The following is a 13,922-nucleotide window of genomic DNA, read 5'->3' on the forward strand; positions in this document are numbered from 1 at the left end:
AGGAAAGATGAGTACTTTAGCAAAAATAGAAGCGCTCTTGTTTGTAGCGGGTGAAGATGGGATTAGAGTCCGCCAGTTAGCTGAACTCCTCTCTCTGCCACCGACAGGCATCCAACAGAGTTTAGAAAAATTAGCTCAGAAGTATGAAAAGGACCCAGATTCCAGTTTGGCTCTGATTGAGACAGGGGGCGCTTATAGATTGGTGACCAAACCTCAATTTGCAGAGATTTTGAAGGAATACTCTAAGGCACCTATCAACCAGAGTTTATCTCGGGCTGCCCTTGAGACCTTGTCCATCATTGCCTACAAGCAGCCCATCACACGGATAGAGATTGATGCCATCCGTGGGGTCAACTCGAGTGGAGCCTTGGCAAAGTTGCAGGCTTTTGACTTGATTAAAGAAGACGGGAAAAAAGAAGTGTTGGGTCGTCCCAACCTCTATGTGACTACAGATTATTTCCTAGATTACATGGGGATAAACCATTTAGAAGAATTACCAGTGATTGATGAGCTTGAGATTCAAGCCCAAGAAAGCCAATTATTTGGTGAAAGGATAGAAGAAGATGAGAATCAATAAGTATATTGCCCACGCAGGTGTGGCCAGTAGGAGAAAAGCAGAAGAGCTGATCAAGCAAGGTTTGGTGACGGTTAACGGCCAAGTGGTACGTGAACTAGCAACGACCATCAAGTCAGGCGACAAGGTCGAAGTTGAAGGCCAGCCTATCTACAACGAAGAAAAGGTTTACTATCTGCTTAACAAACCACGCGGTGTCATTTCCAGTGTGACAGATGACAAGGGGCGTAAGACTGTTGTCGACCTCTTGCCTAACGTGAAGGAGCGCATCTACCCTGTAGGTCGTTTGGATTGGGATACATCAGGAGTTTTGATTTTGACTAATGATGGGGATTTTACGGATGAGATGATTCACCCTCGTAATGAGATTGACAAGGTTTATGTCGCGCGTGTTAAAGGTGTGGCCAATAAGGATAATCTCCGCCCCTTAACCCGTGGACTTGAGATTGATGGCAAGAAAACCAAGCCGGCTGTCTATGAGATTCTCAAAGTGGACCCAGTTAAAAACCGCTCTGTGGTGCAGTTGACCATCCATGAAGGGCGTAACCACCAGGTTAAAAAGATGTTTGAAGCTGTCGGTCTCCAAGTGGACAAGTTGTCACGGACTCGTTTCGGACACCTAGACTTGACAGGTCTTCGTCCGGGAGAATCCCGCCGTCTTAATAAAAAAGAAATCAGCCAACTACACACCATGGCTGTAACCAAGAAATAATGAAACGAATTTTAATCGCGCCTGTGCGCTTTTACCAACGTTTTATCTCACCAGCCTTTCCACCCTCTTGTCGCTTTGAGCCTACCTGTTCAAACTATATGATTCAGGCTATTGAAAAACATGGCTTCAAGGGTGTTTTGATGGGCTTGTCTCGGATTTTACGTTGCCATCCCTGGTCGAAAACAGGTAAGGACCCCGTCCCAGATCACTTTTCACTCAAACGGAATCAAGAAGGGGAATGAGGTTGGGCAAAAGGTTTTAATAAAATGATAAAAACGCATCCTATCAGGTTTGAGTGAGCTTGATAGGATGCGTTTTATCATGTAAAGATGTGATTGAGTTTAAAGCAGCTTATTTCAAGGCTTTTTGTGCGTCTTCAATCATGAGTTTTGTTGATTCAAGTCCGCCTCCGCTTAGATACCAGAGATCTGGTGTTAGTTGGATAATCTTACCATTTTTAGCAGCAGGTGTTTCAGCGATAAGGGCATTTTCTAGGACACCGTCGTTGCTAGAGTTGTCCCCACCGATGGCAAGGGTACGGTTGATGACAAAGAGGATGTCAGGGTTGATTTCTTTGACACTTTCAAAGCTGACTTCTTGTCCGTGGCGTGAGTCTTCAAATTTTGTATCAGTTGGTTTGAATTTCAAGGTTTGGTACAAGAAAGAGAAACGAGATTTGGCACCAAAGGCTGCCATTTTTCCTTCGTTGAGGAGGATGGCAAGGGCTTTTTTGTCAGAGCTTTCATTTTTAGTAGCGACTTCTTGGATGCTCTTGTCTAGCTTGGCCAATTCTTCCTTGGCTTTCTGTGTACCAGTTTCGCCGAAGGCACTTGCTAGGGATTCGATATTAGTCTTGGTAGAAGTCCAGTAGTCATCTTTGCCTGCTTGGAAGAGAACAGTCGGAGCGATTTCGTTGAACTTATCTACGAATTTTTGGGTACGTGGTGAAGCGATAATTAGGTCTGGTTCAAGAGCAGCAAGGGCTTCTAGATCTGGCTCAACCATAGAACCAACATTTTTAACTTTTCCAGCTAGGTCTTTAAGATAAGTCGGAACAGTTTTTGTAGGCATTCCGACGATATTCTTTTCAAAACCTAAAGCGCGAATAGTATCCGCAGCACCGAGGTCAAAGGTCACAATCTTTTCAGGGACTTTTGAAAGTGTGACTACACCTAGTGAACTTTTAATGGTTACCTCTGTTGGAGCAGAGCTACTTGACTCCGTCTTACTAGCGCTTGAGTTTGTACTACATGCACCAAGTAGGAGTAAGAAGCTGGCCGCTAGGGCAGTGAGATAAAATTTAAGGGATGTTTTCATGATTTCTCCTTTTTAAAATATGATAACGATGTAGGGAGTCTCTTAGATAGGCTTGTTAGCTAAGAGACAGAGGGTTCTCTAACTCGAGTTTCTTAGTTACTAGCTATAGATACAGATCTTTTTGCCATTGATATCCGCCAGTGTGATGGGAATCTCATAGAGTTGACTGAGTAGGTCAGCCTGCATGATTTGAGCAGTAGTTCCCTTGCTAAAGACTTGGCCGTCCTTGAAGGCAACAATTTCATCCGCATACTGGCTGGCCATGTTAATATCGTGGAGGACGATGATAATGGTTTTGCCAAGTTCCTCCACCAGTCGCCGAAGAATCTGCATCATGCTGACGCTTTGCTTAATATCGAGATTGTTGAGCGGTTCGTCCAGCAAGATAAAGTCTGTATCCTGGGCCAGTACCATAGCGATAAAGACACGCTGGAGTTGTCCACCAGACAGACTATCGATGTAGCGGTCCTTTAAGTTGATCAGTTCCAGATAGTCCAGAGTTTCTCGGATTTTTTCCCAATCTTCTACTCTCAGACGTCCTCTACTGTAGGGAAAACGTCCAAAACTGACTAATTCTTCAACGGTTAATTTGGCTTGGTAATTGATCTTCTGCTTTAGGATAGTCAGTTCTTTGGCCAGTTCTTGGGAATTCCAGCTTTCGATTTCACGGCCTTTAACACTGAGTATTCCCTGATCCTTCTTGGTCAGTCTGCTCATGATGGAGAGGAGAGTTGATTTTCCAGCACCATTTGGACCAATGAAGGCTGTCAGTTTCTGAGGACTGACTTCAAGCGAAATGCCTTGCAAAATATCCTGTTTTTGAATGGATTTGTCAATGTTTTTCAGTTTCACTGACGCGCCCTCCTGTATAGTAAGATAAAGAATAAAAGGCCACCCACGCTCTCGATGATCATGCTGATGCGAATTTCTAGTGCAAAGACTCGTTCAATCAGGGCCTGCCCCAAGGTCAAACTGATAAATCCAACCAGAATGGCTACGACAAAGAGTAACTTGTGCCGATAGTCTTTGACGATTAGGTAGGTGAGGTTGGCCAACATAAAACCGAAGAAAGCCATAAGTCCTACCAAAGCAGTGGCCGTTGAGGTTAAAAGCACGATACCCCAGAGGACCTCTCTCTGTTCTTTTTCAACATCGAGCCCCAATATTTGAGCCGTTTCTCTTTGCAGGTGCAAGACATCCAGAATGACTGCTTTTCGAAAGAAAAAGATTGTCAAAACAAGGATGATTATAGAACCGATGGCGAGGATGGAAGTATTGAGATGTTGAAAGGAGGCAAAGAGACTGTTCTGCAGTTTATCGTATTCGTTTGGATCCATCAGGAGCTGAAGGAAGGTACTGATATTTCGAAAGAGACTTCCGAGGGCTAGACAGATTAGCAGGATGAAGACCAGGTCTTGTTTTATCAGTGTCTTCAAGTAGCCTTCTAAGGCGAGAAAGAAGAGGGATTGAAGCAGAAGCAAGATTAGGAATTCTAAGATAGGAGACTTGCCAAGTTGAAGAAATTTGCTTTCAAAAACCAGTAGCAGAGTTTGCAGTAGGACGTAGAAGGATTCGATTCCCAAAATACTTGGCGTCAGGAAACGATTTTCCGTCAGAGTTTGAAAACTAATGGTCGAAATCCCAGTCGCGATAGCTACCAAGAGATAAACGACAATCTTTTGGGAACGTAGCTTCCAAGCAAAGGCTGACAAGTGAGTGATGGGCCAAAAATAGAGGAGACAAGCTCCAATGGCCAGAATAATGAGAAGGCAGAAGAGTTTGGTATGTTTGCTTTTAAACTGCATCTTTTCGTCCCCCTCTCCATAGAAGTAGGATAAAGACGAGGCTACCGATGATTCCTAGCAAGAGACTGACAGACAGCTCATAGGGCCGAATCAAGACTCGAGAGAGGATGTCGCAGGCTAGGACCAGATTGGCACCGACCAGTGCGACCATGAGTTTGGTCTGACTTAGATTATCTCCATAGCGCTTGCGAACAAGATTGGGAACAATAACTCCGAGAAATGGTAAGCCACCCACGGTAATCATGGTGACACTTGTCGTTAGGGCCACCAAAAAGAGAGCCAATTTTTCAAGTAGGGAGTAGGAAATCCCCAAACTCTCGCTGGTTTCTTTTCCTAGATTCATGATGGTAAAGGTTTGGGATAATTTCCAAACGGCTATCAGGATGATGAGGCCTAAGAAGAGCCATTCATACTGATGGGTCTGAATCATGGAGAAGGACCCCTGGGTCCAAGCAGTCATACTCTGAACCAGATTGAAACGGTAGGCGATAACTTCTGTCACAGAGCCGATAATCCCGCTATAGATGATCCCAATCAGAGGCAACATCCACCTTTCCTTTACAGTAAAAATGGTCATAAAGGCTAGGAAGAAGAGGGTAAATACGATGGATGAAACAAAAGCAAAGACCATCTTTTGGGTCAGACTAGCCGATGGAAAGACAAAGAGGCTCAATACCATTCCTAGTTTGGCAGCTTCAGTGGTTCCAACTGTGCTTGGAGCAGCAAACTGATTTTGGGTAATAGTCTGCATGAGGAGTCCTGCCATACTCATACTAGAGGCGGTCAGGAGAACGCTGATAGTTCTTGGGAGACGGGACTCTTGAAAGAGAAGCCAAGTTTCATGATCCAGTGCAAAGAGTTTTCCCCATGAAAAATCACTGGTTCCAATGCTAATAGAGAGAAAGACTAGGAGTAGAAGTAAGCCAATTAAATAATGAGAAAGTTTCATACCCCATCCTTTCATGTTGATTTGGTATCGAAAGATACCTGCGGATATTACTGTAACACGATTTCTTTAATCTGTCAATAAATTTTCTGACAATTTAATGAATAAAACAAGGAGAGAGTACCAGGACCTTCTCCTCTGTTTTCCTATTCTAAAATGTTTTTGCCTTCTTTAACACGCCAACGATAATCTGATAAAATAATATCTTCGAGGGAGTAGCTAGCCTTCCAATCAAGATATTGTTTAGCTTTTGATGCGTCTGCTAGGACGCTGGCTGGGTCACCAGCACGGCGAGCAACAATTTCGTGTGGTATTTTTTGATTCAGTAATTCTTCAGCAGTTTTAAAGATTTCTTTGACGGTATAGCCTTTTTCAGTTCCTAAGTTAAAGATTTGAGAAGAACTGTCTTCTTGAAAGAGGTAATTCATCCCTTTAACATGAGCCTGTGCAAGGTCCAAGACATGAATGTAATCTCGAATACATGAACCATCACGTGTATCGTAGTCATCTCCAAATATTTTCAGGCTATCATTTTGTCCCAATGCGGTCTTGTTGATATTGGGAATGATATGAGTTGGATTTTTCACACGCAGACCGTTTGAAGCATCCATTTCAGCCCCAGCTACATTAAAGTAACGGAAAATGACATATTTCCAATCGAAGCGATTGGCCATCCAGTAAATCATTCGTTCACCCATCAGTTTTGTTTCTGCATAAGGGTTGACAGGGTCGAGCAGGGTATCTTCAGTTGCAGGCTTGTCAATACAGTTATTACCATAGAGGGAAGCAGTCGAAGAGAACATGATTTTTTGAATGCCAACTTCAGATAAGACTTTGAGAACTTGGTTCATACCAGCAACATTGGCAGTGAAGTATTTACTTGGATTTTCAATACTTTCGCTCACAACAATTTCACCTGCACAATGAAGAACAGTATCAATCTTATTTTCTTCTAAGTAAGCCTTTAAGGCGCTAGCATCATAAACATCCAGTTGTTTAAAGCTAGCACGACTATCTACAGCTGAACGATTTCCTGTAGAGAGATTATCTAGAACATGTACCTGATAGCCAGCATTTAAAAGAGCTTTAACGGTATGGGAGCCAATGTAGCCAGCTCCACCTGTAACAAGAATTGTTTTGGTCATGATTTTTTCCTTTTCTAGTTTTGTACTATTTTAAAGAAAGAGGGAAGGAAAGTCAATTATTTTCTGCAAATTTCATGAAAAACTGAACAAATATAGCATTGAATTGTTTTGTGTTTGGGAATTAATAGTTTGGTTTGTCTTGGAATAGTTCTTAGATTTCACCTCACATGCAAGAAAATACAAGCTTTTTCTAAGATAGAGCAAGACTAAGATACTAATTTAGAAATCCACCTTCCCGCTATCCTTCTCCTATAAAAAGTGGTAAAATGGATGAAAGAAAGAAGGAACTGAAATGACAACATTATTTTCAAAAATCAAAGAAGTAACAGAACTTGCTGCGATCTCAGGTCATGAAGCACCTGTCCGTGCTTATCTTCGTGAAAAGTTGACACCGCACGTGGATGAAGTGGTGACAGATGGCTTGGGTGGTATTTTCGGGATTAAACATTCAGAAGCTGCGGATGCACCACGTGTCTTGGTCGCTTCTCACATGGATGAAGTTGGTTTTATGGTCAGCGAGATTAAGCCAGATGGTACCTTCCGTGTGGTTGAAATTGGTGGTTGGAATCCTATGGTAGTCAGCAGCCAACGTTTCAAACTCTTGACTCGTGATGGTCATGAAATTCCTGTGATTTCAGGCTCTGTTCCTCCACATTTGACTCGTGGAAAGGGTGGACCAACCATGCCTGCTATTGCAGATATCGTCTTTGATGGCGGTTTTGCGGACAAGGCTGAGGCAGAAAGCTTTGGTATCCGTCCTGGTGACACCATCGTACCAGATAGTTCTGCAATCTTGACAGCTAATGAAAAAAATATCATTTCAAAAGCTTGGGATAACCGCTACGGTGTTCTCATGGTGAGCGAGTTGGCGGAAGCTCTTTCAGGTCAAAAACTTGGCAATGAACTCTATCTGGGTTCTAACGTCCAAGAAGAAGTTGGTCTCCGTGGTGCTCATACTTCCACAACCAAGTTTGACCCAGAAGTCTTCCTCGCAGTTGACTGTTCACCAGCAGGTGATGTCTACGGTGGTCAAGGCAAGATTGGAGATGGAACTTTGATTCGTTTCTACGATCCAGGTCACTTGCTTCTCCCAGGAATGAAAGATTTCCTTTTGACAACTGCTGAAGAAGCTGGTATCAAGTACCAATACTACTGTGGTAAAGGCGGAACTGACGCTGGCGCAGCTCATCTGAAAAATGGTGGTGTCCCATCTACAACAATCGGTGTTTGCGCTCGTTATATCCATTCTCACCAAACCCTCTATGCAATGGATGACTTCTTAGAAGCGCAAGCTTTCTTGCAAGCATTGGTGAAGAAATTGGATCGTTCAACGGTTGATTTGATTAAAAATTATTAAACTTAAGGAGGTGGTAGGGATGGTAGAACCAAACCTAGAAAGCCTTGTAACAGATCTTTACAATCATGCTCGACATGATTTGAGTGAAGATTTAGTTGCTGCTCTCCTAGAGACTGCTAAAAAACTGCCTACTACAAATGAGCAATTGCTGGCAGTTCGTCTCTCAGGACTGGTCAATCGTGAATTGCTCAAGAATCCCAAATATCCGGCACCTGAGTTGCTCAATTTGGCTCGTTTTATCAAGAGAGAAGAAGCCAAGTACAGAGGAACCGCAGCTTCTGCGCTTATGTATGGGGAGATTTTTAAAATGCTTTGATTCCATTGTGGATCAAAGTATTTTTTATATGGTAGAAAAGCAATTCTTGGTTAGGAAAAGAAAAAAGCCACCCCATTTAGGATAGCTTCTTGGATATTAGATTTGTTCAGCGATGACCTTTTCAGCTAAATTCATAGCATGGTCTGATACACGAGTGTAGTGGGAAACAATATCGATAAAGTTGACCCCAGCTTGCGTTGAACACTCGCCCTTGTTGAGGCGTTTGATGTGAGTCTTTCTGAGAACACGTTCCATATTGTTGATTTCTTTATGGCGTTCAATCAGACTTTGAGCTTTTTCAATATCATTGTTTTCCACGCTATCAAGGGCATCCTTGATAAAGCCAGTGGTTTTTTGATAGATATCAGCCAATTCCTGTAAAGCAGCTTCAGAGAACTCAACATTTTTACGTTGAAGGTAGTCAGTTAGATTGATTAGCGCTTCTGCGTGGTCCCCAATCCGTTCCAAATCGCGGGATGAATCCAGGATGTTGGTGAGCACTTCACTTTCTTTCTGGCTAAGAGTTTCGCTTGAAAGGGTAATAAGGTAACGAGTCAATTTTTCATCAATGGTATTGATAGCTTCTTCTGTCTTGTGTCCTTTTTCAGCAACCTTTTCATTGAGGTCAATGATGTAGTTGTATGAAAGGTCAAAGGCTTTAGAAGCATAATTTCCTAAGTGAAGGAGTTCTTTTTTCGCATTTCCGAGAGCGATTGATGGAGCTTGTTTAATCAAATGCTCATCAAGATAAAGTGGCTCGTACTTCACAACTTCATCTTCACCAGGGATGAGCTTGGTTACAAAGTAGGCCAAGGCTCCGATGAATGGAAATTGTACAATGGTGTTACTTACGTTAAAGGCACCGTGAGAGAAGGCGATGGTCATCTCAGGTGAGAGGTGAAGGAGTGCCTGGAAGTACTCAATCATAGACGTAAATGGGCCTAATAAGATTAAGCAAAGGATAGTCCCTAAAACGTTAAAGGTAACGTGGGTTGCAGCAACGCGTTTCGCAGAGATATTGGCTCCAGCTGCCGCGATGATAACTGTTAGGGTTGTTCCGATATTATCCCCGAAGAGAACCGGTAGAGAACCTTTAAGATCAAGGAATCCACCTGCATAGAGACCTTGCAAAATCCCGATTGTCGCGGAAGAGGCTTGGATGAGAACGGTAATCACTGCACCGGCAAAAACTCCCAACACAGGATTTTGTCCCAAGGTTACCATATATTCCTTGAATTGTGGTAAATCTTTAAGAGGGCTCATACCGGCACTGATGAGGTTGAGGGCATAGAAGATTCCCCCTACACCAAACAGGATGCGCCCGATATTGTTTGCTGTTCTATTTTTGGTAAAGAAGAGGAACATGGTCCCAAGGAAAATCAGGGGTAAAGCATACTCACCAAGCTTGAAACCGATGATAAAGGAAGTAACTGTGGTTCCGATGTTGGCTCCCATGATAATTCCGATAGCCTGTCTAAGAGTGAGAAGACTAGCGCTGACCAGTCCAACCGTGATAACTGTAACCCCTGTACTTGACTGAATCAGGGCAGTCACGACAATTCCGACTAGAACACCTAAAAAGGGATTGCTAGTGTACTTGTCAATGTAAAAACGAAGGCGATCTCCAGCAGCTTGTTGCAAACCGTCTCCCATGGTCTTGATACTATATAAGAATAGTCCCAGACCACCTAAAAAGTGAAATAAAATTTCCTGCCAATTAATGGACATTTCTTTTTCCTCCGAAAAATAATAACGGAATTTCTCCTATTCTATTTTAAAGGATAAAAGTAAATCTAACAAGTGTTAAGCTAAGATTTTAGAAAGAAAATTCGTTAGAAAAAGTAAAAATAATGCACTCTAGCATGCCACAAAGATTAAATATCGAAAAATCTTGTGAAATCTTTCCTTATATTTCCAAAGTGTGATATAATAGTTTCGAATAAAATAAATAAAGGGGTTTTTGTAACATGGCAAAACTTACTGTTAAAGACGTTGACTTGAAAGGTAAAAAAGTCCTCGTTCGTGTTGACTTCAACGTACCATTGAAAGATGGCGTAATCACTAACGACAACCGTATCACAGCAGCTCTTCCAACTATTAAGTACATCATCGAACAAGGTGGACGTGCAATTCTTTTCTCTCACCTTGGACGTGTGAAAGAAGAAGCTGATAAAGCTGGTAAATCACTTGCTCCTGTAGCAGCAGACTTGGCTGCTAAATTGGGTCAAGATGTTGTGTTCCCAGGTGTCACTCGTGGTGCTGAATTGGAAGCAGCTATCAACGCTCTTGAAGATGGACAAGTTCTCTTAGTTGAAAACACTCGTTACGAAGATGTTGACGGCAAGAAAGAATCTAAAAACGATCCTGAACTTGGTAAATACTGGGCATCACTTGGAGATGGTATCTTCGTAAACGATGCATTTGGTACAGCTCACCGTGCACACGCATCTAACGTTGGTATCTCAGCAAATGTTGAAAAAGCAGTTGCTGGTTTCCTTCTTGAAAACGAAATTGCCTACATCCAAGAAGCCGTTGAAACTCCAGAACGTCCATTCGTGGCTATCCTTGGTGGTTCAAAAGTTTCAGACAAGATCGGTGTTATCGAAAACTTGCTTGAAAAAGCTGATAAAGTCCTTATCGGTGGCGGGATGACTTACACATTCTACAAAGCACAAGGTATCGAAATCGGTAACTCACTTGTAGAAGAAGACAAATTGGATGTTGCGAAAGCTCTTCTTGAAAAAGCAAACGGTAAATTGATCTTGCCAGTTGACTCAAAAGAAGCTAACGCATTTGCTGGTTACACTGAAGTGCGTGACACTGAAGGTGAAGCAGTTTCTGAAGGCTTCCTTGGTCTTGACATCGGTCCAAAATCTATCGCTAAATTTGACGAAGCTTTGACTGGCGCTAAAACAGTTGTATGGAACGGACCTATGGGTGTATTTGAAAACCCAGACTTCCAAGCTGGTACAATCGGTGTGATGGACGCTATCGTGAAACAACCAGGAGTTAAATCAATCATCGGTGGTGGTGACTCAGCTGCCGCAGCGATTAACCTTGGCCGTGCAGACAAGTTCTCATGGATTAGTACGGGCGGAGGCGCTTCAATGGAACTTCTCGAAGGTAAAGTATTGCCAGGACTAGCAGCCTTGACAGAAAAATAAGATTAACTAAATGAATCAAAGAAGAGAGGGATGAAAGTTCCTCTTTTCTTTTACTTAAAATAAAAACGCTTCCTCTCAACTATTACTCATAAAAATCACCGATTTATGATAAAATGGAAATAGAAAGTTGAGATTATGAGTTATTTTAAAAAATATAAATTCGATAAATCCCAGTTCAAACTTGGTATGCGAACCTTTAAAACAGGTATTGCTGTTTTTCTAGTTCTCTTGATTTTTGGTTTTTTTGGTTGGAAAGGTCTTCAAATCGGTGCTTTGACAGCTGTTTTTAGCCTGAGGGAGAGTTTTGATAAGAGTGTCCATTTTGGGACTTCGCGTATTCTAGGAAATAGTATCGGTGGCCTCTATGCCCTGGTTTTCTTCCTAATAAATAGTTTTTTCCACGAAGCTTTTTGGGTGACCTTGGTTGTTGTTCCCATTTGCACCATGTTAACCATTATGACAAATGTAGCCATGAATAACAAAGCAGGAGTTATTGGTGGTGTAGCGGCTATGTTAATTATTACCTTATCTATTCCGAGTGGAGAGACAATTTTGTACGTATTTGCGCGTGTATCAGAAACTTTCATGGGAGTTTTTGTCGCAATTCTCGTAAATTACGATATTGATCGTATTCGGCTCTTTTTAGAGAAAAAAGAAAAATAATGTTATATTTTATAACATTATCAATTGACGTTTGTCTTTTTTTAGACTATAATAGACAGAAAGAAGGAAATTGTAAATGAAGGAAAAAGAATTTCGCCGAAATATGGCTGTTTTTCCTATCGGCAGTGTTATGAAGTTGACCGATCTATCGGCGCGTCAGATTCGTTATTATGAAGATCAAGAGTTGATTAAGCCTGATCGAAACGAAGGAAACCGTCGCATGTATTCCTTGAATGACATGGATCGTCTACTTGAAATCAAAGATTATATTTCTGAAGGTTATAATATCGCTGCCATTAAGAAAAAATATGCTGAACGTGAAGCGAAATCCAAGAAAGCGGTGAGTCAGACTGAGGTGCGTCGTGCACTTCACAATGAACTCCTCCAACAGGGTCGCTTTGCTTCAGTACGGTCACCTTTTGGTCGCGGTTAGGCAACCGCAAGTAGTCATACATTAAGGAGAAAACTCATGCCAATCACAGCTGCAGATATTCGTCGTGAAGTCGAGGAAAAAAATGTTACCTTTATCCGTCTCATGTTCTCAGATATTTTGGGAACCATGAAAAACGTCGAAATTCCTGCTACAGATGAACAGTTAGATAAAGTCTTGTCAAACAAGGCTATGTTTGATGGATCTTCTATTGAAGGTTTTGTACGTATCAATGAGTCGGATATGTACTTGTACCCTGACTTGGATACATGGACAGTCTTCCCGTGGGGAGATGAAAATGGAAGTGTTGCAGGTTTGATCTGTGATGTCTATACAACAGAAGGAGAACCCTTTGCAGGTGACCCTCGTGGCAATTTGAAACGTGCTCTTCGTCACATGGAAGAAGTGGGATTCAAATCCTTCAACCTTGGTCCAGAACCAGAATTCTTCCTATTCAAACTTGATGAAAATGGAGATCCAACGCTTGAAGTGAATGACAAGGGTGGCTACTTTGATTTGGCACCTACGGATCTTGCGGACAACACACGTCGTGAGATTGTCAATGTCTTGACCAAAATGGGATTTGAAGTAGAAGCGAGTCACCACGAGGTTGCGGTTGGACAACATGAGATTGACTTCAAGTATGATGAAGTTCTACATGCCTGTGATAAGATTCAAATCTTTAAACTTGTTGTTAAAACCATTGCTCGTAAACACGGACTTTACGCAACCTTTATGGCTAAACCAAAATTTGGTATTGCCGGATCAGGTATGCACTGTAATATGTCCTTGTTTGATGCAGAAGGAAACAATGCCTTCTTTGATCCAAATGATCCAAAAGGAATGCAGTTGTCAGAAACTGCCTACCATTTCCTTGGCGGTTTGATCAAACATGCCTACAACTATACTGCCATCATGAACCCAACGGTTAACTCATACAAACGTTTGGTTCCAGGTTATGAAGCGCCTGTTTACATTGCTTGGGCTGGTCGTAACCGTTCGCCACTTGTGCGCGTGCCTGCTTCACGTGGTATGGGAACTCGTCTTGAGTTGCGTTCAGTGGATCCAATGGCTAACCCATATATCGCTATGGCAGTTCTTTTGGAAGTTGGTTTGCATGGTATTGAAAATAAAATCGAAGCACCAGTTCCTATCGAAGAAAATATCTACATCATGACAGCAGAAGAGCGCAAGGAAGCTGGTATTACAGATCTTCCATCAACTCTTCACAACGCTTTGAAAGCTTTGACAGAAGATGAGGTTGTCAGAGCGGCTCTTGGAGAACATATCTATACTAGTTTCCTTGAAGCCAAACGAATCGAATGGGCAAGTTATGCAACCTTCGTTTCACAATGGGAAATTGATAATTATTTAGACCTTTACTAATATAGAAGAAAGATTGCCTGAGGGCGGTCTTTTTTCTTGTGTTTTATATCGAGGTGTGATATATTTTATATAACGAAGTGCGATATATCGAACTGGATAGGAGGTGG

General features: G+C 42.2%; 15 protein-coding genes. 9 read left to right on the forward strand and 6 right to left on the reverse strand.

Annotated elements, in window-relative coordinates; genetic code table 11:
• The first annotated feature begins 7 nt into the window (after positions 1-7).
• Genes scpB through yidD form a run of 3 tightly spaced genes read left to right on the forward strand, consistent with a single transcriptional unit; the run spans position 8 to position 1,528 of the window.
• On the forward strand, positions 8-577 hold the full coding sequence (gene scpB, locus SMSK597_RS10800) for an SMC-Scp complex subunit ScpB (RefSeq protein WP_000105302.1): 570 nt from the start codon (positions 8-10) through the stop codon (positions 575-577).
• Positions 564-1,286: a pseudouridine synthase gene (locus tag SMSK597_RS10805; protein ID WP_001222228.1), complete on the forward strand. Its 723-nt coding sequence runs from the start codon at positions 564-566 to the stop codon at positions 1,284-1,286. The genes scpB and SMSK597_RS10805 overlap by 14 nt, the downstream gene beginning before the upstream one ends.
• Positions 1,286-1,528 carry a membrane protein insertion efficiency factor YidD gene (gene yidD / locus SMSK597_RS0103070; protein ID WP_000821632.1) on the forward strand — a complete coding sequence of 81 codons (243 nt, stop codon included), beginning with the start codon at positions 1,286-1,288 and terminating at the stop codon, positions 1,526-1,528. Before SMSK597_RS10805 ends, yidD begins: the two co-directional genes overlap by 1 nt.
• Positions 1,529-1,637: 109 nt before the next feature.
• On the opposite strand, the gene SMSK597_RS10810 is transcribed toward yidD, so the two are convergent.
• The 5 genes from SMSK597_RS10810 to galE all read right to left on the reverse strand — a co-directional run bounded on the left by SMSK597_RS10810 (position 1,638) and on the right by galE (position 6,499).
• The gene (locus tag SMSK597_RS10810; protein WP_000858235.1) at positions 1,638-2,603 is read right to left on the reverse strand and encodes a siderophore ABC transporter substrate-binding protein; all 966 of its coding nucleotides are present in this window, start codon (positions 2,601-2,603) and stop codon (positions 1,638-1,640) included.
• Between the two features lie 99 nt (positions 2,604-2,702).
• Entirely contained in the window at positions 2,703-3,455 is a 753-nt protein-coding gene (locus tag SMSK597_RS10815) for an iron ABC transporter ATP-binding protein (RefSeq protein ID WP_000769168.1), read from the reverse strand.
• Positions 3,452-4,408: an iron chelate uptake ABC transporter family permease subunit gene (locus SMSK597_RS0103075; RefSeq protein ID WP_001159837.1), complete on the reverse strand. Its 957-nt coding sequence runs from the start codon at positions 4,406-4,408 to the stop codon at positions 3,452-3,454. Before SMSK597_RS0103075 ends, SMSK597_RS10815 begins: the two co-directional genes overlap by 4 nt.
• Positions 4,398-5,357, reverse strand: coding sequence for an ABC transporter permease (locus SMSK597_RS10820; protein ID WP_000777234.1), 960 nt, complete (start codon positions 5,355-5,357; stop codon positions 4,398-4,400). The genes SMSK597_RS0103075 and SMSK597_RS10820 overlap by 11 nt, the downstream gene beginning before the upstream one ends.
• Before the next feature lie 143 nt (positions 5,358-5,500).
• On the reverse strand, positions 5,501-6,499 hold the full coding sequence (gene galE / locus SMSK597_RS10825) for a UDP-glucose 4-epimerase GalE (protein ID WP_000167822.1): 999 nt from the start codon (positions 6,497-6,499) through the stop codon (positions 5,501-5,503).
• 292 nt (positions 6,500-6,791) lie between these two features.
• On the opposite strand from galE, the gene pepA reads away from it, so the two are divergent.
• Positions 6,792-7,856, forward strand: coding sequence for a glutamyl aminopeptidase (gene pepA, locus SMSK597_RS10830; protein WP_000209167.1), 1,065 nt, complete (start codon positions 6,792-6,794; stop codon positions 7,854-7,856).
• A gap of 19 nt (positions 7,857-7,875) precedes the next feature.
• Positions 7,876-8,172: a bacteriocin immunity family protein gene (locus SMSK597_RS10835; RefSeq protein WP_000230160.1), complete on the forward strand. Its 297-nt coding sequence runs from the start codon at positions 7,876-7,878 to the stop codon at positions 8,170-8,172.
• Between the two features lie 96 nt (positions 8,173-8,268).
• On the opposite strand, the gene SMSK597_RS10840 is transcribed toward SMSK597_RS10835, so the two are convergent.
• The gene (locus tag SMSK597_RS10840; protein ID WP_000026669.1) at positions 8,269-9,900 is read right to left on the reverse strand and encodes a Na/Pi cotransporter family protein; all 1,632 of its coding nucleotides are present in this window, start codon (positions 9,898-9,900) and stop codon (positions 8,269-8,271) included.
• 239 nt (positions 9,901-10,139) lie between these two features.
• Here SMSK597_RS10840 and SMSK597_RS10845 point away from each other — a divergent pair, with 239 nt between their 5' ends.
• The 4 genes from SMSK597_RS10845 to glnA all read left to right on the forward strand — a co-directional run bounded on the left by SMSK597_RS10845 (position 10,140) and on the right by glnA (position 13,815).
• Positions 10,140-11,336 carry a phosphoglycerate kinase gene (locus tag SMSK597_RS10845; RefSeq protein WP_001096743.1) on the forward strand — a complete coding sequence of 399 codons (1,197 nt, stop codon included), beginning with the start codon at positions 10,140-10,142 and terminating at the stop codon, positions 11,334-11,336.
• Between the two features lie 135 nt (positions 11,337-11,471).
• Positions 11,472-11,999 carry an FUSC family protein gene (locus SMSK597_RS10850; protein WP_000119914.1) on the forward strand — a complete coding sequence of 176 codons (528 nt, stop codon included), beginning with the start codon at positions 11,472-11,474 and terminating at the stop codon, positions 11,997-11,999.
• 76 nt (positions 12,000-12,075) lie between these two features.
• Positions 12,076-12,432: a transcriptional repressor GlnR gene (gene glnR, locus SMSK597_RS10855; RefSeq protein ID WP_000659548.1), complete on the forward strand. Its 357-nt coding sequence runs from the start codon at positions 12,076-12,078 to the stop codon at positions 12,430-12,432.
• A gap of 36 nt (positions 12,433-12,468) precedes the next feature.
• The gene (gene glnA / locus SMSK597_RS10860; protein WP_001122877.1) at positions 12,469-13,815 is read left to right on the forward strand and encodes a type I glutamate--ammonia ligase; all 1,347 of its coding nucleotides are present in this window, start codon (positions 12,469-12,471) and stop codon (positions 13,813-13,815) included.
• Positions 13,816-13,922: the final 107 nt, after the last annotated feature.

The organism is Streptococcus mitis SK597 (genome assembly GCF_000148545.1).
GTDB classification, from domain to species: domain Bacteria; phylum Bacillota; class Bacilli; order Lactobacillales; family Streptococcaceae; genus Streptococcus; species Streptococcus mitis_C.

What these genes read in the sequence shown, in the direction of transcription:
- scpB (WP_000105302.1), top strand. Translation starts at nt 8, where the DNA reads ATGAGTACTTTAGCAAAAATAGAAGCGCTCTTGTTTGTAGCGGGTGAA.
- SMSK597_RS10805 (WP_001222228.1), top strand. Translation starts at nt 564, where the DNA reads ATGAGAATCAATAAGTATATTGCCCACGCAGGTGTGGCCAGTAGGAGA.
- yidD (WP_000821632.1), top strand. Translation starts at nt 1,286, where the DNA reads ATGAAACGAATTTTAATCGCGCCTGTGCGCTTTTACCAACGTTTTATC.
- SMSK597_RS10810 (WP_000858235.1), bottom strand. Translation starts at nt 2,603, where the DNA reads ATGAAAACATCCCTTAAATTTTATCTCACTGCCCTAGCGGCCAGCTTC.
- SMSK597_RS0103075 (WP_001159837.1), bottom strand. Translation starts at nt 4,408, where the DNA reads ATGCAGTTTAAAAGCAAACATACCAAACTCTTCTGCCTTCTCATTATT.
- SMSK597_RS10820 (WP_000777234.1), bottom strand. Translation starts at nt 5,357, where the DNA reads ATGAAACTTTCTCATTATTTAATTGGCTTACTTCTACTCCTAGTCTTT.
- galE (WP_000167822.1), bottom strand. Translation starts at nt 6,499, where the DNA reads ATGACCAAAACAATTCTTGTTACAGGTGGAGCTGGCTACATTGGCTCC.
- pepA (WP_000209167.1), top strand. Translation starts at nt 6,792, where the DNA reads ATGACAACATTATTTTCAAAAATCAAAGAAGTAACAGAACTTGCTGCG.
- SMSK597_RS10835 (WP_000230160.1), top strand. Translation starts at nt 7,876, where the DNA reads ATGGTAGAACCAAACCTAGAAAGCCTTGTAACAGATCTTTACAATCAT.
- SMSK597_RS10840 (WP_000026669.1), bottom strand. Translation starts at nt 9,900, where the DNA reads ATGTCCATTAATTGGCAGGAAATTTTATTTCACTTTTTAGGTGGTCTG.
- SMSK597_RS10845 (WP_001096743.1), top strand. Translation starts at nt 10,140, where the DNA reads ATGGCAAAACTTACTGTTAAAGACGTTGACTTGAAAGGTAAAAAAGTC.
- SMSK597_RS10850 (WP_000119914.1), top strand. Translation starts at nt 11,472, where the DNA reads ATGAGTTATTTTAAAAAATATAAATTCGATAAATCCCAGTTCAAACTT.
- glnR (WP_000659548.1), top strand. Translation starts at nt 12,076, where the DNA reads ATGAAGGAAAAAGAATTTCGCCGAAATATGGCTGTTTTTCCTATCGGC.
- glnA (WP_001122877.1), top strand. Translation starts at nt 12,469, where the DNA reads ATGCCAATCACAGCTGCAGATATTCGTCGTGAAGTCGAGGAAAAAAAT.